This is a genomic window from Mycolicibacterium sp. 624 (assembly GCF_040548615.1).
In the GTDB taxonomy this organism is placed as follows: domain Bacteria; phylum Actinomycetota; class Actinomycetes; order Mycobacteriales; family Mycobacteriaceae; genus Mycobacterium.
Map to the genome: position 1 here is coordinate 22,309 of NZ_JBEPRZ010000009.1, position 20,806 is coordinate 43,114.

Annotated in this window: 19 protein-coding genes; 9 read left to right on the forward strand and 10 right to left on the reverse strand. The window is 66.4% G+C overall.

Annotated elements, in window-relative coordinates; translation table 11 throughout:
* Window positions 1-9: 9 nt before the first annotated feature.
* Both ABIA65_RS28645 and ABIA65_RS28650 read right to left on the reverse strand, forming a co-directional pair.
* A complete protein-coding gene (locus tag ABIA65_RS28645) occupies window positions 10-1,062 on the reverse strand; it encodes a glycoside hydrolase family 183 protein (RefSeq protein WP_354525853.1) in 1,053 nt (350 codons plus the stop codon).
* Window positions 1,059-1,586 carry a hypothetical protein gene (locus ABIA65_RS28650; protein ID WP_241404564.1) on the reverse strand — a complete coding sequence of 176 codons (528 nt, stop codon included), beginning with the start codon at window positions 1,584-1,586 and terminating at the stop codon, window positions 1,059-1,061. The genes ABIA65_RS28645 and ABIA65_RS28650 overlap by 4 nt, the downstream gene beginning before the upstream one ends.
* Window positions 1,587-1,648: 62 nt before the next feature.
* Between ABIA65_RS28650 and ABIA65_RS28655 the strand changes: the two genes are divergently transcribed.
* Together ABIA65_RS28655 and ABIA65_RS28660 are read left to right on the forward strand one after the other, a co-directional pair.
* Complete coding sequence (locus ABIA65_RS28655; protein WP_241404563.1) at window positions 1,649-2,389, forward strand: SDR family NAD(P)-dependent oxidoreductase; 741 nt, start codon at window positions 1,649-1,651, stop codon at window positions 2,387-2,389.
* A gap of 116 nt (window positions 2,390-2,505) precedes the next feature.
* Window positions 2,506-5,010, forward strand: coding sequence for a glycogen/starch/alpha-glucan phosphorylase (locus ABIA65_RS28660; protein ID WP_354525678.1), 2,505 nt, complete (start codon window positions 2,506-2,508; stop codon window positions 5,008-5,010).
* Here ABIA65_RS28660 and ABIA65_RS28665 read toward each other — a convergent pair.
* Both ABIA65_RS28665 and ABIA65_RS28670 read right to left on the reverse strand, forming a co-directional pair.
* Window positions 5,004-5,939, reverse strand: coding sequence for an LLM class flavin-dependent oxidoreductase (locus ABIA65_RS28665; RefSeq protein ID WP_354525679.1), 936 nt, complete (start codon window positions 5,937-5,939; stop codon window positions 5,004-5,006). The genes ABIA65_RS28660 and ABIA65_RS28665 overlap by 7 nt on opposite strands.
* 36 nt (window positions 5,940-5,975) lie before the next feature.
* On the reverse strand, window positions 5,976-6,353 hold the full coding sequence (locus ABIA65_RS28670) for a DUF732 domain-containing protein (protein ID WP_241405593.1): 378 nt from the start codon (window positions 6,351-6,353) through the stop codon (window positions 5,976-5,978).
* A gap of 246 nt (window positions 6,354-6,599) precedes the next feature.
* Here ABIA65_RS28670 and ABIA65_RS28675 point away from each other — a divergent pair, with 246 nt between their 5' ends.
* The 3 genes from ABIA65_RS28675 to ABIA65_RS28685 are packed head-to-tail and all read left to right on the forward strand — an operon-like array spanning window position 6,600 to window position 10,422.
* On the forward strand, window positions 6,600-7,031 hold the full coding sequence (locus ABIA65_RS28675; RefSeq protein WP_241404560.1) for an MmpS family transport accessory protein: 432 nt from the start codon (window positions 6,600-6,602) through the stop codon (window positions 7,029-7,031).
* Window positions 7,028-9,937: an MMPL/RND family transporter gene (locus tag ABIA65_RS28680; protein WP_241404559.1), complete on the forward strand. Its 2,910-nt coding sequence runs from the start codon at window positions 7,028-7,030 to the stop codon at window positions 9,935-9,937. The genes ABIA65_RS28675 and ABIA65_RS28680 overlap by 4 nt, the downstream gene beginning before the upstream one ends.
* Window positions 9,934-10,422 (forward strand): DUF5078 domain-containing protein, encoded by a 489-nt coding sequence (locus ABIA65_RS28685; protein WP_371747024.1) that lies wholly within the window; start codon window positions 9,934-9,936, stop codon window positions 10,420-10,422. The genes ABIA65_RS28680 and ABIA65_RS28685 overlap by 4 nt, the downstream gene beginning before the upstream one ends.
* 133 nt (window positions 10,423-10,555) lie before the next feature.
* Here ABIA65_RS28685 and ABIA65_RS28690 read toward each other — a convergent pair whose 3' ends face one another.
* From ABIA65_RS28690 to ABIA65_RS28710, 5 genes are all read right to left on the reverse strand, one after another.
* Window positions 10,556-12,226 (reverse strand): hypothetical protein, encoded by a 1,671-nt coding sequence (locus tag ABIA65_RS28690; protein ID WP_354525680.1) that lies wholly within the window; start codon window positions 12,224-12,226, stop codon window positions 10,556-10,558.
* Window positions 12,227-12,363: 137 nt separating this feature from the next.
* Window positions 12,364-14,010: a dipeptide ABC transporter ATP-binding protein gene (locus ABIA65_RS28695; protein ID WP_354525681.1), complete on the reverse strand. Its 1,647-nt coding sequence runs from the start codon at window positions 14,008-14,010 to the stop codon at window positions 12,364-12,366.
* Window positions 14,007-14,888 (reverse strand): ABC transporter permease, encoded by an 882-nt coding sequence (locus ABIA65_RS28700; RefSeq protein ID WP_354525682.1) that lies wholly within the window; start codon window positions 14,886-14,888, stop codon window positions 14,007-14,009. Before ABIA65_RS28700 ends, ABIA65_RS28695 begins: the two co-directional genes overlap by 4 nt.
* Window positions 14,885-15,859 carry an ABC transporter permease gene (locus ABIA65_RS28705; RefSeq protein WP_354525683.1) on the reverse strand — a complete coding sequence of 325 codons (975 nt, stop codon included), beginning with the start codon at window positions 15,857-15,859 and terminating at the stop codon, window positions 14,885-14,887. The genes ABIA65_RS28700 and ABIA65_RS28705 overlap by 4 nt, the downstream gene beginning before the upstream one ends.
* A gap of 13 nt (window positions 15,860-15,872) precedes the next feature.
* The gene (locus ABIA65_RS28710; protein ID WP_354525684.1) at window positions 15,873-17,408 is read right to left on the reverse strand and encodes an ABC transporter substrate-binding protein; all 1,536 of its coding nucleotides are present in this window, start codon (window positions 17,406-17,408) and stop codon (window positions 15,873-15,875) included.
* A gap of 186 nt (window positions 17,409-17,594) precedes the next feature.
* Between ABIA65_RS28710 and ABIA65_RS28715 the strand changes: the two genes are divergently transcribed.
* From ABIA65_RS28715 to ABIA65_RS28725, 3 genes are all read left to right on the forward strand, one after another.
* A complete protein-coding gene (locus ABIA65_RS28715) occupies window positions 17,595-18,116 on the forward strand; it encodes a hypothetical protein (protein ID WP_354525685.1) in 522 nt (173 codons plus the stop codon).
* Between the two features lie 32 nt (window positions 18,117-18,148).
* Entirely contained in the window at window positions 18,149-18,937 is a 789-nt protein-coding gene (locus ABIA65_RS28720) for a helix-turn-helix transcriptional regulator (protein ID WP_354525686.1), read from the forward strand.
* A gap of 72 nt (window positions 18,938-19,009) precedes the next feature.
* Window positions 19,010-19,777, forward strand: a complete 768-nt coding sequence (locus ABIA65_RS28725) for a glucose 1-dehydrogenase (RefSeq protein ID WP_354525687.1) — start codon at window positions 19,010-19,012, stop codon at window positions 19,775-19,777.
* Between the two features lie 2 nt (window positions 19,778-19,779).
* Here ABIA65_RS28725 and ABIA65_RS28730 read toward each other — a convergent pair whose 3' ends face one another.
* Complete coding sequence (locus tag ABIA65_RS28730; RefSeq protein ID WP_354525688.1) at window positions 19,780-19,980, reverse strand: hypothetical protein; 201 nt, start codon at window positions 19,978-19,980, stop codon at window positions 19,780-19,782.
* An 89-nt stretch (window positions 19,981-20,069) separates the two neighbouring features.
* On the opposite strand from ABIA65_RS28730, the gene ABIA65_RS28735 reads away from it, so the two are divergent.
* The gene (locus ABIA65_RS28735) at window positions 20,070-20,798 is read left to right on the forward strand and encodes a TVP38/TMEM64 family protein (RefSeq protein WP_354525854.1); all 729 of its coding nucleotides are present in this window, start codon (window positions 20,070-20,072) and stop codon (window positions 20,796-20,798) included.
* Window positions 20,799-20,806: the final 8 nt, after the last annotated feature.

Below are 20,806 nucleotides of genomic sequence, written 5' to 3' on the forward strand. Positions count from 1 at the left end.
CGGCCGACCCTAGCCGCCCGCATCGAGGCTCCGCAGAGTCGCCTTGAACTGCATGACCCGGTAGGGCCATCCGCTGTCGGTGTGCCACTGGGACACCATCAGGCCGACGCCGCCGGGCACGTCGAGCACCGAACCCGGCAGGACATAGCCGCCGTAGAGCTGGGCCACCGCGTTGCCCCGGTGGTCCTCGTCGCGCCACGCCGTGCCGATGACGGGTGTCTGCAGCGACACGGAGTCCAACCGCGTGGTGGGCGCGGCGAGCACCCGGTAGCCCAGCGCGTACCGCGAAGCGGCGAAGCCCCCGAGAACCCATCGGCCGCAGTCCAAACGACGCAGCGACAGCTCACCCCAGGTCTCGCCGTCGGGCGTGATCGGGGTGGCCTGCTCCCCCCACGACCACCGTCCGCCCGCCTCCCCCCACGCCGCGTACCGGGAGCGGTCAGCCAGGTGGTGCGGTCGCACCCGCTGCAGCACGATGCCCTTGTCGCGCTGGAATCCCGTGGACGCCACGTACACCCAGCCATCGGACGGGTCGTAGTCCCATGACCAGCACTGTGCGTGCCCGTCGTGCAGGTCGGCAGGGAAGACCGCGTCATCACCCAGATGTGACCAGCTGGTCCCCGAGTCCTGTGATGTCCAGATCTCGGTCCACACGACGTTGCCGAAACCACGGTTGACGATCACGTGCAGGTAGAGGGTGTCCTCGATGCACAGCAGGTCAGAGGGGATGACGGTGCTGATGCCGCTGCGGGTCCAGCCCGACGTCACGTTGTCGTGGTCGTAGTGCCACAGCTGCCTGGCGTAGCGAGGGTCCGGGCCGCCCGCATGGTCGTAGGTGATCCGTGCGGTGGCATCGCCGGTGCCGATCAGCACGACCGGCGAACGCCAGTCGCCGCGCCCCACCTTGCGTCCGGAGAAGGTGTCGCCGAACACCGAGACGAGCCTGCCGTTCGGGGCCGTCACCGAGGCGCCGAGATCGGTGCACGTGGCACCCCAGCGCCGGGTCTGGCGTGGCCCGGTCAGGTCGGCGACCTTGCCTCCCGTCGCCGCGGAAGGGCTCAGAAGCAGCGCTTCAGGCCGCCGGGCTCGCAGTACAGCGGGTACTGCTGGACGGGCATCGGCAGCGGCCGATTGAACGCCAGGGTGAACGGATAGGTGTCGAGGTTGGCGGCCACCTCGTTGTTGCAGACGTTGCCGTAGGACACCGTGCGCGTGCCGGTCATGCTGACATCGTCGAACTCATAAGACGCCTGGATCGGCGCCCAGCTGCCGTCGGGGCACTGGAAGCCCTCCTTCACCGACGTCGAGAACACCCACCGCCCGTCAGCCAGTCGCGCGTCACCCCCGTTCACCTTGTTCGTCGACGACGCGACGTGCAGGCGGCAGGCCACCGGGAGGCGCAGTTCCTCGCGTAGGTCACCGACGGTGGGCACGCAGCTCGGGTAGACGGTCCACTCGGCGACGACGTCGCCCTGGGTGTAGGTGTAGATGCCCTCCATGACGCGATCAGCACTGGCGGGGCTGGCTACGCCTAGCGCAACGGTGGCGAACGCGGCGGCGACAGCGAGGGCACGGGTGATCCACATGTTCGCAGTATCGCAGCTTGTCCACCAAGATCAGCCGAATTCCGGCATGAGAGGGTGCAGCCATGACTTCACTCACGGAAAAGGTCGCGCTCATCACCGGCGCATCGGCAGGACTCGGCGCGGCGACGGTGAAGGTTTTCGCCGAGCGTGGCGCGTCTGTCTTCGGCATCGCGCGTGACGCCGAGAAGATGACCGAGGTGTTCGCCGATGTGCCCGATGGGAAGTTCGCCTCGGTGGACATCTCCACGTCTGCGGCATGCCGGCAGGCGGTGGCGGACTGCATCGAGGAGTTCGGCAGGCTCGACGTTCTGGTCAATGTCGCGGGATTCCACCAGATGCGCCACACCCCGACCATGACCGATGAGGAGTGGGAGCGCGACCTCGCGGTGAACCTGCACGCCCCGTTCTATCTGTGTCGGGCCGCGCTGCCGCATCTTCTCGAGACCGACGGAAACATCGTCAACGTCAGCTCGATCGCGGGCGTGGAGGGTGAGGTCTACTCGGCGGGCTACTGCGCGGCGAAGCACGGTCTGATCGGGTTGACCCGCGCGCTGGCGATCGAGTTCACCAAGGAGAAACTGCGCGTCAACGCCGTGTGCCCGGGCGGCATGCCGACGGCGCAGAGCACCGAGTTCGTCGCGCCCGACGGTGCTGACTGGGATCTCATCATGCGCATCGCCTCACCTCGGGGATTCATGGAGACAGACGACGTCGCTAAGACCATCGCGTTTCTGGCCAGCGACGACGCCGCGGCGATCCACGGTGCGGTGTACCGCGTCGACAACGGCAAGGGTGCTGGCTGAGGCGAATCCGCGCTCAGCACCCGTCGCCGCGCATTCACGCGGCCGTCGACGCATACTCGTCCGGTGTGCACGCAGCCCTGCCACACTGCGATCGCCACGAGGGACTGGAGAACAATATGACCGACGTCGTAGGTACTCACACCGGGATTCCCGCCGAGCCCTCGCACATCCGCACCGGTTTGGACGCCGAGGATCTGCGGGAGGCGATCGCCGATCATCTGCGGTACTCGATCGGCCGGCCGGCGGCCGCGCTGACACCCGAGCACTACTATCGGGCGCTCGCGCTGGCCGTGCGGGATCGCATGCAGGACAACCGGGTCGCATCCACGCAGACCTCGCTCGACCTCGGCAAGAAGGTGACCTGCTATCTGTCGGCCGAGTTCCTGATGGGACCGCAGCTGGGCAACAACCTGCTGAATCTGCAGATCGAGGAGGCCGCCCGCGCGGCGCTGGGCGCGCTCGGGCAGGACTTCGACGAGGTACTCGCGTGTGAGGTGGAGCCCGGGCTTGGCAACGGTGGCCTCGGACGTCTCGCGGCGTGCTACCTGGACTCGCTGGCGACGCTGGAACGCCCGGCGATCGGTTACGGCATCCGCTACGAGTTCGGCATCTTCAAGCAGGAGTTCGCCGACGGCTGGCAGGTCGAGAAGACCGACAACTGGCTGGCGAACGGAAACCCCTGGGAGATAGCCAAACCCGATGTGAACTACCTCATCAACTGGGGTGGCCACACCGAGCAGTACGTCGACGACGCGGGCGCCGTCCGTGTGCGCTGGCTGCCGAAGCAGGTCATCAAGGGCGTCGCCTACGACACGCCGATTCAGGGATACGGCGTGCACACCTGCAACACGCTGACGCTGTGGAGCGCCCGAGCCGTCGATTCGTTTGCATTGGATGCCTTCCACACCGGCGACTACTACCGCGCAGTCGAGGAGGAGGTCACCTCCGAGACGGTCACCAAGGTGCTGTATCCCAATGACGAACCCGATGCGGGCAAGCGGCTGCGCCTACTCCAGCAGTACTTCTTCGTGTCGTGTTCGCTTCAGCACATCGTCCACATCATGGACGATCTCGCCGACGCCTCGTTGCATGACCTGCCCCAGCGGTTTGCGGTGCAGCTCAACGACACCCACCCGTCGATCGGCGTCGCAGAACTCATGCGGATCCTTGTCGACGAGCGCAGGGTCGACTGGGACGAGGCCTGGGCGATCACCGTCGCCACGTTCGGCTACACCAATCACACCCTCCTGCCGGAGGCGCTGGAGAAGTGGCCGCTCACCCTGTTCCGGGAGTCCCTGCCGCGGCACCTGGAGATCATCTACGAGATCAACTCCCGCTTCCTGGACGAGGTGCGGGCGCACTTCCCCGGCGACGTCGAGCGTGTGCGACGCATGTCGCTGATCGGCGAGGATGGCGGCCAGACGGTGCGCATGGCGCATCTCGCGACGGTCGGCAGCCATGCCATCAACGGGGTCGCGGCGCTGCACTCGGACCTGTTGAAGGCCAGTGTGCTCAAGGACTTCTACGAGCTGTGGCCAGAACGCTTCTCGAACAAGACCAACGGTGTCACGCCGCGCCGCTTCCTGGCCCTGTCCAACCCGGGCCTTCGCGATCTGCTCGACAGCACGATCGGCGACGGCTGGCTGACGCACCTGGACCGGCTCCGCGGTCTGGAGGCCTACGTGGAGGATCCCGAGTTCCGCCAGAAGTGGCGGGACGTGAAGCGCGCCAACAAGGCTCGGCTGTCCGATTTCCTCCACTCGGCCACCGGGGTGGAGCTGGACCCGACCTGGATGTTCGACATTCAGGTCAAGCGGATCCACGAGTACAAGCGCCAGCACCTGTCCGTGCTGCACATCATCCGGCAGTATCTCCGGCTCAAGTCGAACCCCGGGCTCGAGATCGCGCCGCGCGCCTACGTGTTCGGCGGTAAGGCCGCGCCGGGCTACTTCATGGCCAAGCGCATCATCAAGCTCATCAACGCCGTAGGCGAGACCGTCAACCACGACCCGGAGGTCAGCCGCTTCATGCGGGTCGCGTTCGTGCCGAACTTCAACGTGCAGAACGCCCACCTCATCTATCCCGCCGCGAATCTGTCGGAGCAGATCTCGACCGCGGGCAAGGAGGCCTCGGGTACCGGAAACATGAAGTTTATGCTCAACGGTGCGCTGACCATCGGCACGTTGGACGGCGCCAACGTCGAGATACGCGAAGAGGCAGGGCCCGAGAACTTCTTCCTGTTCGGGTTGACCGAGTCCGAGGTGGCACAGGTCAAACGCGACGGATACCGCCCGTCGGAATACATCGACGGAAACGACGAGCTGACAGCGGTTCTGGGACTGATCTCATCGGGGCAGTTCTCCCACGGCGACACCGAGGTGTTCCGGCCGTTGGTCGACAACCTCGTCCACGACGATCCGTTCCTGGTGATGGCCGACTACGCGTCGTACGTGGAGTGCCAGGACCGGGTGGCGGCGGCGTGGCAGGACCGAGATGCCTGGTCACGCATGTCGATCTTGAATACTGCACGCAGCGGCAAGTTCTCGTCGGACCGTGCCATCGCCGAATACTGCGATGACATCTGGAACGTCGGCCCCGTGACGATCGAGGTTGACTACTGAAGTGCGCTGATCACCTTTGACGCCAGCAGATCGAGCGTCTCATCCGATGCGCGATCATGGGTGAAGAGCACGATCTGACCGAAGCCCAGTGCCTCGTACTGTTTGATCCGGTCGACGATCTGCGGTGCCGTGCCGACAAGGCCGCCCTCCCGCAGGCCGAACATCGGCGCACCGAACCGCTTCTCGGCGAGTTCGCGAACCCTGGGCAGCGAGGCATCGTCGGGCGCCAGTGCCATGACGGCCTCCACCGACAGCACGATCTCATCCGGGTCGCGCCCGATGTCGGCACACAGCGAGCGCAGCACGTCGACCTTGTGTACCAGGTCGCCGAGCGCGTAGGTGGGCACATTCCACACGTCGGCGTAGCGCGCGACCAGGGGCAGGGTGTAGCGCTCCCCGACACCGCCGACGACGATCGGCGGCCGCGGGCGCTGCACGGAGCCGGGCACGATCGGCATGTCCTTCACGGTGTAGTGCGAGCCCGCGAAGTCGACCACCTCATTGGTGAAGGCCTGGGTCAGGATCTCCAGCGTCTCGCCGAGACGCTCTGATCGCTCACCGAACGTGCCCCACGGCAGCCCCATCCGGTCGTGCTCCTCGGAGATGGAGCCACTGCCGAGACCGAGTGCCAGCCGCCCGCCCGAGATCTGGTCGAGCGTCGTGGCCATCTTGGCCAGCACGGCCGGGTGACGGAACTGATTGCACAGCACCATGTGCCCAACCCGAAGCCGTTCGGTGTGCGCCAGCAGCGCCGTCGCGAGGGTCCATGCCTCCAGCGACGGAGCGCCGGGCACGCCCGGCCCGTACATGTGGTCGTACAGCCACAGCGAACCGATCCCGAGGTCCTCGCAGCGCTTCGCGCGGTGCAGGATGTCGGCGTAGGAGAATGCCATCTGCGGGACATACACGCCGATGTCGAGGCCCGTCATGGCCGCAAACTCCGCCTAGCGTCGCAGGGGTATGCCCTAGCCCTGTTCGGCAGGCAACGGAGCACCGGCAGGTAGCGGCGCCGCGGAGGGAACGCCCGCGATGCTGTCCACGACCGGCCGCTGGTCGATGCAGTAGAAATTGATCGCCGCATTGAGGAACTGATAGACCTGCTGCTCGGTGCTGTCCTTGTGCAGATTCTTCTTCAGGAATACAGCGGCCTCGCCGGCATTGGCGTCGAGGCCGGTACGCAGCCGCTTGCAGGTGATCTTGCCGATCCAGGCGTTGTAGTCACGCTGGCCGTAGATGCCGTAGATATGGAGCTCGTTCGCGAAATCGGTGTCGACGTCCGCGTTCGCCGGCCCCGCAAGGCCGATCGACGCCGCGCCAAGAGTCGCCAAGGCCGCCGCCTGCATCCAGCGAATTTTCTTTGTACTCATTTGCGGACATACCCTATCCCACGCATGACGTGATTGACTTGGCTTCCAACCCCTTTGATCCCGCCTACCGCGCTGAGTGGCGTGCGCCACACGGCGCGCGGTGATGTGGGGGTCGCCATGATTAACTTAACCGAGCTAAGCTCTAAGTTACATTAGCTAACCGGTGGCGAACAAGCAGGTCGGACGCGCGTGAACGATTTACAAAGAGCGAAGAGGAGTACGGTGACGGGCCTGTTGAAGAGGGCGTGGATACCGCTCCTCATCGTGGTGGTCGTGGTGATCGCCGGTTTCACGGTGTCCCGCATGCGGACTTTCTTCGGCGCGGAGGGCATCATCGTTACGCCCGTGCAGTTCGCCGACGATCCCGAACCGTTCGAGCCCAAGATCGTCACCTACGAGATCACCGGGGAACCCGGCGCCTACGCCGACATCAACTACCTCGACCTCGATGCCAAGCCGCAACGCCTCGATGGCGTCATGCTGCCGTGGACTTTGACGTTGAGCACGACGGCGCCCGCGGCCCAGCCCAATATCGTGGCGCAGGGTGACGGCAGTTCGATCACGTGCCGTGTCATCGTCGACGACGTCCTGAAGGCCGAGAGGACCTCCACCGGCCTGAACGCCCAGACCTATTGCCTGGTGAAGTCCGCATGAGTGCTCCTACATCCGAGCCGCCAACCGACGCAATTCCCACGCAGACCGCACACACTGAACGTCCATTCGTCCCACGGATAATCCGCACCTTCGCGTGGCCGATCGTGCTCGGCTGGATCGTCCTCATCGCATTCCTCAACGTCTCGGTCCCGCAGCTGGAGACCGTGGGGCAGATGCGTGCGGTGTCGATGAATCCCGATGACGCTCCGTCGATGATCGCGATGAAGCGCGTCGGCCAGAACTTCCACGAAGGCGAATCCGACAGCTCGGCGATGATCGTCCTGGAGGGCCAGGAACCCCTGGGCGACGAAGCGCACGCCTACTACGACGAACTCATCAAGAAGCTGCGCGAGGACACGACGCACGTTCAGTCCATACAGGACTTCTGGAGCGATCCGCTCACCGCCACGGGATCGCAGAGCTCCGACGGCAAGGCCGCCTACGTACAGGTCAAGACCGCGGGCAACCAGGGCGAGACGCTGGCCAACGAGTCGATCGAGGCCGTCCAGAGCATCGTCGACAGCGTTCCGGCGCCAACTGGCGTGAAGGCCTACGTGACCGGACCCGCCGCACTGGCCGCCGACCAGCACATCGCCAGCGACCGAAGCATGGCCATGATCGAGCTCGCCACGTTCACGGTCATCATCGTGATGCTGCTGCTGGTCTACCGGTCGATCGTCACCGTGCTGCTGACGCTCGTCATGGTGGTGCTCTCGCTGGCGGCATCGCGCGGCGTCGTCGCATTCTTGGGCTACCACGAGATCATCGGCCTCTCGACCTTCGCGACCAACCTCCTGGTCACGCTCGCGATAGCCGCGGCCACTGACTACGCCATCTTCCTGATCGGTCGATATCAGGAGGCTCGAAGTGTCGGCGAGGACCGAGAACAAGCGTTCTACACCATGTTCGGTGGCACCGCCCACGTCGTGCTGGGCTCCGGCATGACCATTGCCGGCGCGACGTTCTGCCTGTCATTCACCCGGCTGCCGTACTTCCAGACCCTCGGCGTTCCGCTCGCCATCGGCATGGTGGTCTGCGTGATGACCGCGCTCTCGCTCGGGTCGGCCATCGTCACCATCGCCACCCGGTTCGGGCTGCTCGAGCCCAAGCGCGCATTACGGACCCGGGGTTGGCGCAAGATCGGCGCCGCCGTGGTCCGCTGGCCCGGCCCGATTCTGATCGGAACGGTTGCGCTGGCGCTGGTGGGCCTGTTGACGCTGCCTGGCTACCGCACCAACTACAACGACCGGAATTACCTGCCTGCAGACCTTCCCGCGAACGAGGGTTACGCGGCCGCCGACCGGCACTTCTCCCAGTCTCGGATGAATCCCGAACTGCTGATGGTCGAAAGCGATCACGATCTGCGCAACTCCGCCGACTTCCTGGTGATCGACAAGATCGCCAAGGCGGTGTTCAAGACCGAGGGCATCGCCCGGGTGCAGACGATCACGCGCCCCGACGGAAAGCCGATCGAGCACAGCTCGATCCCGTTCCTGATCAGCATGCAGGGCACGACGCAGACGATGAACCAGAAGTATCTGCAGGACCGCATGGCGGACATGCTCGTTCAGGCGAACGAGATGGAAAAAACCGTCAACACGATGGAAAAGATGTCGAGCCTGACCGCGCAGATGGCGGATACCACCCATCAGATGGTCGGCAAGATGAAGGACATGACGATCGATATCGCCGAATTGCGAGACAACATCTCCAATTTCGACGACTTCTTCCGTCCGATGCGCAGCTACTTCTACTGGGAACCGCACTGCTACGACATCCCGGTCTGCTGGGCCGTCCGATCGGTTTTCGACACCCTTGACGGCATCAACACGATGACCGACGACATCCAAGAGCTATTGCCGCTCATGGAACGGCTCGACACCCTGATGCCGCAGATGGTCGCGTTGATGCCCGAGATGATCTCGACGATGAAGACCATGAAGACCATGATGCTGACGATGTATGCCACCCAGAAGGGCATGCAGGATCAGATGGCCGAGGGCCAGGAGAACTCCACCGCCATGGGCGAGGCGTTCGACGCGTCGATGAACGACGACTCGTTCTATCTGCCACCGGAGATCTTCGACAACGAGGACTTCAAGCGCGGTATGAAGAACTTCATCTCACCCGACGGCAAGTCGGTGCGGTTCATGATCGTCCACGAGGGTGACCCCATGTCCCCCGAGGGAATCGCGAGGATCGACAGCATCAAGATGGCCGCCAAGGAGGCCATCAAGGGCACCCCACTTGAGGGCTCCAAGGTGTATCTCGGCGGTACCGCGGCAGTGTTCAAGGACATGTCGGACGGCAATAACTACGACCTCATCATCGCCGGCATCTCCGCATTGGCGCTGATCTTCATCATCATGCTGCTCATCACGCGCAGCGTCGTGGCGTCGGCGGTCATCGTCGGCACCGTGGTGCTGTCCCTCGGTGCGTCGTTTGGCCTGTCGGTGCTCATCTGGCAGCACCTGCTGGGCATCGAGTTGCACTGGATGGTGATGGCGATGGCCGTGATCATCCTGCTTGCGGTGGGCGCCGACTACAACCTGTTGTTGGTAGCGCGCTTCAAGGAGGAGATACACGCCGGCTTGAACACGGGCATCATCCGCTCCATGGGCGGTACGGGATCGGTGGTGACCTCGGCAGGTCTGGTGTTCGCCTTCACGATGATGTCAATGGCCGTAAGCGAACTCACAGTGATCGGTCAGGTCGGTACGACAATTGGCCTGGGCCTGCTGTTCGACACGCTCATCGTCCGGTCGTTGATGATGCCGTCCATCGCGGCGATCCTCGGTCGGTGGTTCTGGTGGCCGCAGAACGTGCGCACCCGACCACTTCCCGCACCGTGGCCGACTCCCCCACCCTCCGCCAACAAGAATCCCGAATCGGTTCCGACCGCATGACGACAAGGAGCATTATGAAAAGCATGCGCAGTCTCTCGCTTCGGAGTGGCCTCGCCGCTGCCGCCTGTGCCATCGCCGCGACGACGTTCGCCGGGACGGCCACCGCTGACTCGACCGATGACTACCCGATCCCGAAGCGGCAGATCGAAACCCAGTGTGACGCCGAGCAGTTCCTAGCCGCCGCGCGTGACACCAGCCCGATCTACTTCGAGCGCTACATCATCGACAAGAACAACCGGCCGCCGGAGATCCAGCAGATGGCTGTCGACCGCATCCACTGGTTCTACTCGCTGGATGCCGCCGGTCGTCGCCAGTACTCCGAGAACACCGCCACCAACGTGTACTACGAGCAGGTGGCCACCCGATGGGGCAACTGGGCGAAGATCTTCTTCAACAACAAGGGTGTGGTGGCCAAGGCCACCGACGTGTGCATGGAATACCCTCGCGGCGACATGTCCGTCTGGGGCTGGCCCGTAGCCCGGTAGTACACCCCGAGACGCACAAGAGCCCGGATGCCGACTGGCATCCGGGCTCTTGTGTTTCGATCGTCTCCCAGTGCGATTTCGGCGCGGTTTGGAGCGCTGCGCGCTCCTTAGCGCGCCGAAATCGCCTGCTGGATCAGGTGTTGCGGCGCCGCCCGATGGCCACGCTGAGCATCACCGCGCCAGCGCTGAGCAGGGCGCACAGCACAGCCGCTGCCATCAGATACACGTCGCGGCCGGTGAATCCGCTCGACGCCGAGTCGTCGGAGGCCAGCCGCAGCTGGTAGTCACCCGGCAGCGGCGCTTCGCGAGGTTCGTCGAGACCCGGGAACTGCTGTGTCCGGTGCACCTCGAACTGACGCTCGCCGCTTGGTGTCTTGTTCCACTGACCCCACGCCGGAGTGACGCCGTCGAGCAGCACCTTGTGCTCGCCGTACCGGGTGTCGGGGCCCACGTCGATGATGCGCTGCACACGGAACGGCTCGTACCGCTGCTGCGAGTAGTTGACGAAGACCGGCACGTTGTCATAGCGCAGCAGCGGAGGCGGCGGGGGCGGCAACGGCAGACCGATTCCGGGGAAGAAGCCACCCCCGAAGAAGCTGCCGACCGCCACGTTGACCGCGGTGTTGACGGCGTTCATCACCACGGCGGTGAAGCTGTACGCCGCGTACTGGGCGACCTCCAACACGATGCGCGACAGCGGCGGAATCCTCAGGATGCGCTGCGCATTCTGATACACGTAGATGATCTGCACCGGATCGCGATACGGGTTGGCGAACACCGGCCGGTAGTAGTCGTCGTACTGCACCCAGTCCGGGCTCCACTGCCGCACATTGCGGTCCCACGCCCCCGCCAGGCGAACCCTGTCGTTGGCACGCAGGTCGTTGTCGCGCCGTTGGCGGTCAAGCGTGGGCACGTCGATGATCCTGGCTATGGCCGCGACATCGGCGACCTCTGCGGGCGCCGGCTCAGACTGTTCGACGACCTTCGCGGCCTTGGCGATCTCGACGTCCTGTGCGGGCGCCTCCACCGTCTCCGGTGCCACGGCCTCGATCTCGCGAGCCGCCCGCGACACGCTCGAAGAGGTCGACTGCTCCGGGCTCGATGCGTCCGCGGCCTCGGGTTCGGTGCTCGACTCGGTGGTGGGCGACGTGGGCGTTGTGGGCGTTGTCGGAGAGGTCGGCGTTGTCGGAGACGTCGGATCGGCGGGTGCCTCGCTGGGCTCCGAGGCCGGTGTCACGCGGTCAGCCGGGGGCGTGGACGTCTCCGGGGCGGACGTGGCCGTCTCAGGGTCGGACGTCGCCGAGGGCGTGGCCGACGGCACGACGCTCGTCGCTGTCGTGGTCGGCGACTTCGACGCCTGCGTCTCGGGCGCAGGCTTGGGTGCCTGCGTCTGTGTCGGCGGCGCGGGCTTGGGTGCCTGCGTCTCCGGTTCGGCCTCGACCTGCGTCTCGGGCGTCACCTGGGTCTGCGGAGTCTGCGTCTGTGGGGTTTGCGTCTGCGGGGTCTGCTCCACGGCAGGCGGGGCCGTCGGCGCAGTGACCGCTGGCGCAGTGGCAGTGGCAGATGCCGGTGGCGCCTCTTCGACGGCGCTCGGCTTCTCCTGCTTGGCCGGCTTCTCCTGCGTCTCCGGCGCCGCGGCCTCCGGCTCGGGCACGGCGACCGTCGTCGTCGGCGCGCGGTGGCCATCGTCTGGATCGGCGGACGCGGGCGCGAGGCCGACGTTGAGCGCCGTCATCGCGACGACGACGCCCGACGCCAGAATGGCGACACCCCGGTTACGAAGATCCCAGTTTGGTGCACGCATCGTGCGTCTACTCCTCTGAATTCACGGAGCATGACGTCTCCGCCACTGCTTCCATGCGCAGCCATCTCCCCCAACGCTGGCCCTGAACCAGCAGCTGCCGCGGCTTCACTACATCCATCGTCGATTCGGTGGATCCGTTACAGCCGAGGCAATGTCGCGGGCCGCGCGGGTGGCACCGCGGCGAGCAGCGCTCGGGTGTACTCCTGCTCGGGCGCGGCGAACAGTTCCGTCGCGGGTCGGTACTCCACCGCTCGTCCGGCCCGCATCACCAGCACGTCATGGCTCATCCGTTGGATCACCGCCAGGTCGTGGCCAATGAACAGGTAGGTCAGGCTCATGTCGCGCTGCAGGTCGGCCAGCAGATCAAGCACCCGCGCCTGGACCGACACGTCGAGCGACGCGGTGGACTCATCGAGGATCATCAGGTCGGGATCGGGGGCGAGTGCCCGGGCGATGCTCACCCGTTGACGCTGACCACCGGAGAGCTCATGGGGATACCGCGACGCGAACGATGCGGGCAGTCCGACGAGATCGAGCAGTTCGGCCACACGCGCCGCACGCTGCCGCCGGCCCGACACGATGCGGTGCACCGCCAGCGGCTCCCCGATCGCCGTGCCCGCCGTCCGCCGTGGATCCAGCGACGAGAACGGGTCCTGGAAGACCAGGCTGATCCGGCGACGTAGCGCCTTCTGCGCGCGGCCCCGCACCGCCAGGACGTCAGTGCCATCAAGGGACACCCGACCGTTGTCCGGGGCGACCAGCCCGGTCAGCGCGGCCGCCACCGTCGACTTACCCGAGCCGGACTCGCCGACCAGACCGAGCGTGGTGCCTCGCCGAATCTGGAAGGACAGGTCCTGCACGGCGTGGACGGTGCTGCGGCCAGTCGGCGTGATCACCGGGAAGCGGACGTCGAGATCACTGACCTCGAGCAGCACCGTGGCGTCCGGCACGGGAGGCGGTGGGCCACCCGTCCCGACCAGTGGCCGGGCGGCGAGCAGCTCGCGGGTGTAGTCCGTTGTGGGCCGGTCGAAGACGTCGAGAACCGGCGCCTGCTCAACGGCCGCACCGTCGCGGAGCACCGTGACGTCGTCGGCGACCTGGCCGATCACACCGAGGTCGTGGCTGATCCACACCACCGCGGTGCCGAAGTCGCGCTGCAGGGTGCGGATCAGGTCGATGATCTGCGCCTGCGTCGTCACGTCGAGTGCTGTCGTCGGCTCGTCGGCGACCAGCAGTTCGGGGTCACACGCCAGCGCGATCGCCACCATCACCCGTTGACGCTGCCCGCCGGAGAGCTGATGCGGGTAGGAGTGCAGCCGGGCCTGCGGGTCGGGCAGTCCGACCGCCTCGAGCAGTTCAAGGGCGCGGGAGGTGGCCTCGCGACGTGTCACCCGACGGTGCGCCTCGACCGACTCGGTGATCTGGCGCTCGAGCGTCAGCAGCGGGTTGAGCGAGGTGCCCGGATCCTGGAACACGAAGCCGATCCGGCTTCCGTGCACGCCACGCAGCACCCGCGGGGAGGCTCCGACGAGTTCAGTCCGCCCCGAGCCGCCCGTGCCCGCAAGGGTGCTCGACCCCGTGGCGACGGCGCCAGGCGCGTCGAGGAGGCCTGTCGCGGCGAGCACCGTCATCGACTTGCCCGATCCGGACTCGCCGACGATTCCCAGCGTCTGCTCGGCGGCCACGCTCAACGTGACACCGCGAACGATGTCGCGCCGGCCGATCCGCACGTGCAGATCCTTGACGGCAAGGATGGGGCCGGTCTCCCCCGGTGTCGGCGTCACTGATTCCTCCGCGATTCCAGCATCGTTCGCTGTTTGGGATCCAGGACATCCCGTAGTCCGTCACCGAACAGGTTGAACGCCAGGACGATGACGAAGATCGCCGCGCCGGGGAACACCGCCATCCACCACGCCAACGTGACAAAGCCCTGCGAGTCGAAGATCATCCGCCCCAGTGACGGCTCCGGAGGTTGTATTCCCAAGCCCAGGAAGGACAGTGCGGCCTCGGAGAGAATGGCGAACGCGAGGGACAGCGTCGTCTGGACGATGAGCGGACCCGCGATGTTGGGCAGGATGTGGCGGGCCAGCACGTACGCGTGGCCAGTGCCCATGGTGCGGGATACCGCAACGTACGGTTCGACGCGCACCGACAGCGTGCTGGCTCGCGCCACCCGCGCGAAGATCGGCGTGTAGACGACACCGATGGCCAGCATCGTGGTGGTGACGCCAGGCCCCAGGATCGCGACGATCGCCAGGGCGAGCAGCAGTACGGGGAAGGCGAACATGACGTCGACGACGCGCATGAACACCGTGTCGAGCCAGCCACCTCGATATCCGGCGATCACCCCGACCGTCACTCCCACGACGACGGCGAACGCCACGCTGACGACGGCAACCCGCATCGACGCCTGCACTGCCACCAGGACGCGCGACAGCACATCGCGGCCGAGTTCGTCGGTACCGAACCAGTGCGCGGCACTGGGTCCCTGCAACGCGCTGGGAACGTCGACGTCGTTGATACCGTACGGCGCAATCCATTCCGCGGCGACGGCGATGACTGCCACGATCGCGAGCAGGGCTCCGCTGGCCACCGTGACGGGGTTGCCGAGCAGCAGCCGCCACGAGGCGATGCGCGGCTGATTCAGCGTCTCGTCGGTCATGACAGCCGGATCCTCGGGTCGACGACGGCGTAGAGGAGGTCCACGACCAAGTTGATGAGCAGGAACAGTGCGGCGATCAACAACACCGCACCCTGGATCACCGGGTAGTCCCGCGCCGAGACGGCGTTGTAGACCAGCCGACCCAGGCCCGGCCAGGCGAACACCACCTCGACGACGATGACGCCACCGAGAATGGTGGCGAGCTGGATCCCGGTGATGGTGAGGATCGGGACCAGAGCGTTGCGGACGGTGTGCCGGAAGGTCACCACCGCAGGCGACAGCCCCTTGGATCGGGCGGTGCGCACGTAACCCATTGCGGCGACGTCGAGTACGGCCGATCGGACGTAGCGAGTCATGATCGCCCCCGCCACCAGTCCGACGGTGAGACCGGGCAGGACGATGTGGCTCAGCCAGCCCGCGGGATCACCGAACAGCGGTCGGTATCCCGATGTGGGCAGCCACCCGAGCGTCGTGGAGAACAGCGCGGTGAGCAGGATCGCCATCCAGAAGTCGGGTACCGAGACACCGAACTGACTGGTGACGCGGACGATGGCGTCGCTGAGCCGGCCCTCCCGAAGGGCCGACCAGATGCCTGCGGGCAGCGCGATGCACAGGGCGATCAGGATGCCGACGACGGCCAACGACACCGTGGCGGGTAGGCGCTCGATGAGGATCTCGGCGACGGGATCGCCATTGCGGAAGCTGACGCCGAGGTCACCGCGTGCGGCCGACGCGATGTAGCCGAAGAACTGCTCGACGATCGGCCGGTCCAGCCCGCTGGCCGCCCGCAGCGCGTCGTAGGCCTCGGGTGTGTAGCGCGTGCCCAGCGCGATGCGTACCGGGTCGCCGGGGACGAGGTGCACCAGGGCGAACACGACGATCAGCACGCCGACCAGAACGACCACAGAGTACGCCACCCGTCGGGCCAGGAACTGCATGGCGGGGTGAGATATCAACGCGGGCACGGTCATTGGTCGCTGTCTGTCATTGGTCGTCGTCCCCGGCCAGGGCAGCGGTGCGGAACCGGATCGCACCGTCGCGGCGCGCGTCATAGCCGGTGAGTGCCGGCGTCCACCCCTGGATCACCGACGGGTTGTAGAGGTAGATGTAGCTGACCCGATCGGCGATGAGGGTGGCGGCCTTGGCGTAGTCATCGGCGCGCGCGTCGCGGGCCGTCTGCACGCGGCCGGCATCGAGCAGGCGGTCGACCTCCGGGTCAGAGAACTTCTGCGCGTTGCTCGACCCGCCGGTGTGGTGTTGGGCGTAGTAGAAGTCATCGGGGTCGATGTTCCCGAGCCAGCCCATCATCAACATGTCGAAGTTGCCGGTGTTCTGTTCGTCGAGCCAGGTGGCCATGTCGACGGTGCGGATGTTGACCGTGATGCCAAGGGGTTTGAGGTTGTCGGCGATCACCTGGGCCGCTGTCACGGTCTCCGGGTACTCACTGGTGACAAGCATGTCCATGTTGGTGGGCGTGGTACCCGCCTCGGCCAGCAGGCGCTTGGCCTCCTCGATGTCATAGCGGTAGGCGTCGTAGTGGATGTACCAGGGATTGCCCTCGGGGATCGCCAGCTGGTTGGCCACGGCCGTGCCATAGCTGGTGGCGGCCACGATGGCGTCGCGGTCGATGGCGTACGCGATGGCCCGCCGAACCCGCACGTCGTTCCAGGGCTGGCGAGCCTCGTTGAGTGCGAGGTACCAGTAGTCGTTGCTCGGGGTCACCGCGAGGTGAATCGAGTCGTCGCCGGCGAGCTGCGCGACCCGCTGAGTGGGTATCGAGTCGGTCCAATCGATCTCACCGGCCTGCAGCGCCGACAGCGCGGTCGAGGGCTCGGAGATGAACTGGAACGTCACGCCCGGCACCTTGGGGGCGCCGCCCCAGTAGTCGGCGTTGGCCGCCAACGTGATCGAGTCACCACTGCGCTGCGCGACGAAGGCGAACGGACCGGTACCCACTGGATGCCTGGCGATCTGGCCGGACTCCACGTTGGCGCGCGACACGATCGCCATACCCTTGAATCCGCCGAGATTGGTGAGCAGATTCGGGGTGGGCTGTTTGACTCGGATCAGCACGGTGTCCTCATCGGGCGCGCTCACGTCGGCGACCGCGCTGAACTTGTCGACGTTGGACAGCTTCTCGTCGATGATCCGCCGGTAGGAGTACACGACGTCGTCGGCGCGCAGCGGGCTGCCGTCATGGAACGTCACACCGTCGCGCAGGTGGAAGGTCCACGTCAGCTGATCTGGTGTCACCTCCCACGACTCGGCCAGCGCGGGCCGCATCTCGAGGTTCGCATCGGGTTCGACGAGCGTGTCGAACACGTTCTCGAGAACCTCGAACGAGAAGTAGGAGCTGGTCTTCTGCGGATCGAGTTGATCGGGTTCACCGGCGATCGCAGCGATCAGGTTGCCCGCGGAGTCCCCCAGATTCACTCGCTGCGCGGGGGCGCATGACGCTGACACCAGAACTGCCATGAGCAGCGCGACCATCGCGGCGGTCACGGCCGCTGGTCGTCGCATTCACTTCTCTTTCGGGCTCAGTCGGTGGGCGGCGCCTCATGGGGCGCCAGTGCTGCGCAAGACGTCTGTACCCACTGACCCGATTTCCACACCTCCGCCATGGGATCGCGGCCGCAGTTACGACGTGACAGCCACTGCCGGGCCTAGACTCAACCGCTAGTCGACCGGCGCGGATCGGAGGCGGGCATGCGAATCCAGAGTCGTTGCGGCAGGTGGGCGCTCCTCACCGCCGTCGCACTACTTACTGCCTGCGGGGCGAGTGACTCCGGGTCTGGCGAATCGTCGGTCGCCGCACCGGTGTCGGTACCCGCTTCGGTGTCTTCGACCGCCGCAGCCGTTCCCCCGCCGTCCGCCCCGCAAACGAAGCAGTGGGTCGACCTGCAGGTCGGTGAGTGTGTCGCCGAGGTGCCCGCCGTCGATGTCGGCGAGGCCACCGTCACCGCCGTCGACTGCTCAGGCCCGCACCGGGCCGAGGTGTACCTGTTGGCGCCCGTCGCGGTGAATGCCGCCATCGCCGACGTCGCGGATCGGGCATGTGCCGCGGGGGTCGACCAGTACACGGGCGGCGCCGCCGAAGGCACCCTGTCCGTCACCTACCTCATCGACTCGAAGCAGGATCGCACCGGCGCGATTCCCCTGCCCAGTACCGTCATCTGTCTGCTTCAGGCAGCCGACGGCGGACCGCTGGAGGGTTCGGCGCGCGGCTGACGTCGGCGCGGCGTGACATTAACCTGTCGATGGTGGAGCCGACATCAATGCGGGACGACCGTCGCAGTCAGCTCCGCGATTTCCTGCGCACTCGCCGCGAGCGGCTGACACCACAGGACGTCGGCATCGTCGACGGCGGTCGCCGTCGCACGCCAGGCCTGCGACGCGAAGAGGTCGCATCGCTGGCCGGGGTCGGCCTGTCCTGGTACACCTGGCTCGAACAGGGACGCGATATCAAGGTCTCACCCGAGGTCCTCGACGCGATCTCCCGTGCGCTGCGGCTGGCGGAGCCCGAGCGCACGCACCTCTACCTGCTCGCCGGGCTCAACCCGCCCCCGGTCGTGACCGACCGCCAGACTGCGATCCCACCCGAACTACGCAATCTGCTCGACGCGTGGTTGCCCAGGCCTGCCATTCTGCGGGACATGTACTGGAACGTGCTCGCCGTGAACGACGCCACCCGCACGGTGTTCGGCCTGGGCGACGACGACCGCAACTGTCTGGTGGCGTTCTTCACCAACGAGCGGTACCGCGGTGTCCACGCGTCGTGGGCCACCGCCGCTCCCGCCGTGGTGGCGGCGTTCCGTGCCGATGCCGCGCACTTCCCAAGCGACCCCGAGTTCGGCCGGATCATCGACGACCTGTGCTCCCGTAGCCCTGAGTTCGCGGCGATGTGGGCGCGCCACGACGTCGGCGTCGCATCCCAGTCCGTCAAGGCCGTCCGCCACCCCGAACTGGGCGACCTCTACTTCGACACCACCACCATGCGGATCGTCGACCAGCCACAGTGGTTTGTGGAGATGTACAACCCACGTCCCTGATCATCCTGGTGGTGGCGGTCCCATGTTGAGTCCGCACTGGTTGCGGCGGCCGACACCACCCACGCTGGTGTCATGACCGACAACGACTTTCACTCACCGACCACGGCCCTGATCACCGGCGGCACCAGCGGGATGGGCCTGGAGACCGCACGCCTCCTACTGCGGGCCGGCGGCAGGGTGGCCATCACCGGACGCGACACCGAGCGTCTGGCGGCGGCACGCGCCGACCTCGGCGGCGGCGACCGTGTGCTCGGAATCGCCGCCGACGCCGCCGATTCCGAAGCCCTGGATACGGCGATCGCCGAGGTCGCCGAAAGATTCGGCTCCCTCGATCTGCTGTTCGCGAACGCGGGAGTCGCGGCATTCCAGCCCGCCGACGAGGTCACCGACGCGGAGTTCGACCGCATCGTCGGGATCAACTTCAAGGGCGTGTACTTCACAATCCAGAAGGCCCTGCCGCTGCTCGCCGAAGGTTCGGCGATCATCGTCAACGCATCGTGGACGCTGCACCGCGGGATGGCGGGGGCGACGCTGTACTCCGCGACCAAGGCCGCGGTGCACAGCCTGGCCCGCACGTTGGCGGCCGAACTTGCCCCGCGGCGGATCCGGGTCAACTCGGTGAGCCCCGGGTACATCGCGACGCCGATGTTCCATGACAACGTCGCCGACGACGCACACAAAGACATCCGCTCTGCAATCCCCGCAGCGCGGTTCGGCACTGCCGAGGACGTCGCCGCAGCCGTGGCGTTCCTGGCGTCCCCGGCCGCGTCCTACATCAACGGGCAGGACCTCGTGATCGACGGTGGCCTGGTCGGCGCGTCCTCGGGAGTGCGGGTCTGACGTCAGCGGGTCAGGTCGTCGACAATCGCCGACGACCAGGGCTCGATGCGTGAGCCCACCCCCGACAGCGCCCGACGGGTTCGATCTCGCCCGAATGCCGAACCGATGGCGTCGAGTTCGAGGTGCCCAAAGTCGTGCTCCCGGCTGCACTCACGCGACATCTGCGGTATGCACCACAACCGCCGCCAGCCCCACTCGGTCACCCGCTGCCCCCACCCATGGGGTCGATTCAACGGCTGTGGACGAGGTTGCCGCAAATGGTTTTTCGGTGATGGGAAAGAATCGGGTCAAGATGACCGACTCCGACCCGGACTCCGACTCCGCCCCCGCCGATGCCCCGGCCCCAGCGCCCGGGCCGTCCCGGCGGCGCCACATCCTGCGGCTGGCACTGTTCGCGGCGTTCCTGCTCGGACTGTTCTATCTAGTCGCGGTGACGCGTGTCATCGACGTCGAGGGTGTGCGGAACGCGATCCAGGCCGCAGGCCCCGCGGCCCCACTCGCCTACGTCGTGATGTCCGCCATGCTGGGTGCGGTATTCGTGCCCGGCCCGATCCTGGCTGCCGGCAGCGGTGTGCTCTTCGGTCCCGTGCTCGGGACGTTCGTCACGCTGGGCTCGGCGATGGGCACTGCGATGATCACCAGTCTCATCGGTCGCCGCGCCGGCCGCGAGAGCGCGCGTGCACTGCTCGGGACCGACCGTGCTGACCGACTCGATCAGCAGATCCAGCGGCGGGGGCTGTGGGCGGTCGTCGGTCAGCGGTTCATCCCGGGTGTCTCGGACGCGCTGGCCTCCTACGCCTTCGGTGCGTTCGGGGTTCCGCTGTGGCAGATGGCGGTCGGCGCGTTCATCGGGTCGGCGCCGCGGGCGTTCGTCTACACCGCGCTGGGCGCATCGATCGGCGATTTGTCTGCACCGCTGGCCTATTCGGCCATCGCGGTGTGGTGTGTGACCGCGATCATCGGGGCGTTCACCGCACACCGTGGCTACCGCGCGTGGCGGAGACGCTCCACCGTCGACTGATCCGCCGA

Coding starts and splice junctions, on each gene's coding strand:
- ABIA65_RS28715 (WP_354525685.1), top strand. CDS start 17,595: ATGCGAATCCAGAGTCGTTGCGGCAGGTGGGCGCTCCTCACCGCCGTC.
- ABIA65_RS28685 (WP_371747024.1), top strand. CDS start 9,934: ATGACGACAAGGAGCATTATGAAAAGCATGCGCAGTCTCTCGCTTCGG.
- ABIA65_RS28670 (WP_241405593.1), bottom strand. CDS start 6,353: ATGCAGGCGGCGGCCTTGGCGACTCTTGGCGCGGCGTCGATCGGCCTT.
- ABIA65_RS28660 (WP_354525678.1), top strand. CDS start 2,506: ATGACCGACGTCGTAGGTACTCACACCGGGATTCCCGCCGAGCCCTCG.
- ABIA65_RS28705 (WP_354525683.1), bottom strand. CDS start 15,859: ATGACCGTGCCCGCGTTGATATCTCACCCCGCCATGCAGTTCCTGGCC.
- ABIA65_RS28690 (WP_354525680.1), bottom strand. CDS start 12,226: ATGCGTGCACCAAACTGGGATCTTCGTAACCGGGGTGTCGCCATTCTG.
- ABIA65_RS28710 (WP_354525684.1), bottom strand. CDS start 17,408: ATGCGACGACCAGCGGCCGTGACCGCCGCGATGGTCGCGCTGCTCATG.
- ABIA65_RS28655 (WP_241404563.1), top strand. CDS start 1,649: ATGACTTCACTCACGGAAAAGGTCGCGCTCATCACCGGCGCATCGGCA.
- ABIA65_RS28735 (WP_354525854.1), top strand. CDS start 20,070: ATGACCGACTCCGACCCGGACTCCGACTCCGCCCCCGCCGATGCCCCG.
- ABIA65_RS28650 (WP_241404564.1), bottom strand. CDS start 1,586: ATGTGGATCACCCGTGCCCTCGCTGTCGCCGCCGCGTTCGCCACCGTT.
- ABIA65_RS28725 (WP_354525687.1), top strand. CDS start 19,010: ATGACCGACAACGACTTTCACTCACCGACCACGGCCCTGATCACCGGC.
- ABIA65_RS28700 (WP_354525682.1), bottom strand. CDS start 14,888: ATGACCGACGAGACGCTGAATCAGCCGCGCATCGCCTCGTGGCGGCTG.
- ABIA65_RS28665 (WP_354525679.1), bottom strand. CDS start 5,939: ATGACGGGCCTCGACATCGGCGTGTATGTCCCGCAGATGGCATTCTCC.
- ABIA65_RS28680 (WP_241404559.1), top strand. CDS start 7,028: ATGAGTGCTCCTACATCCGAGCCGCCAACCGACGCAATTCCCACGCAG.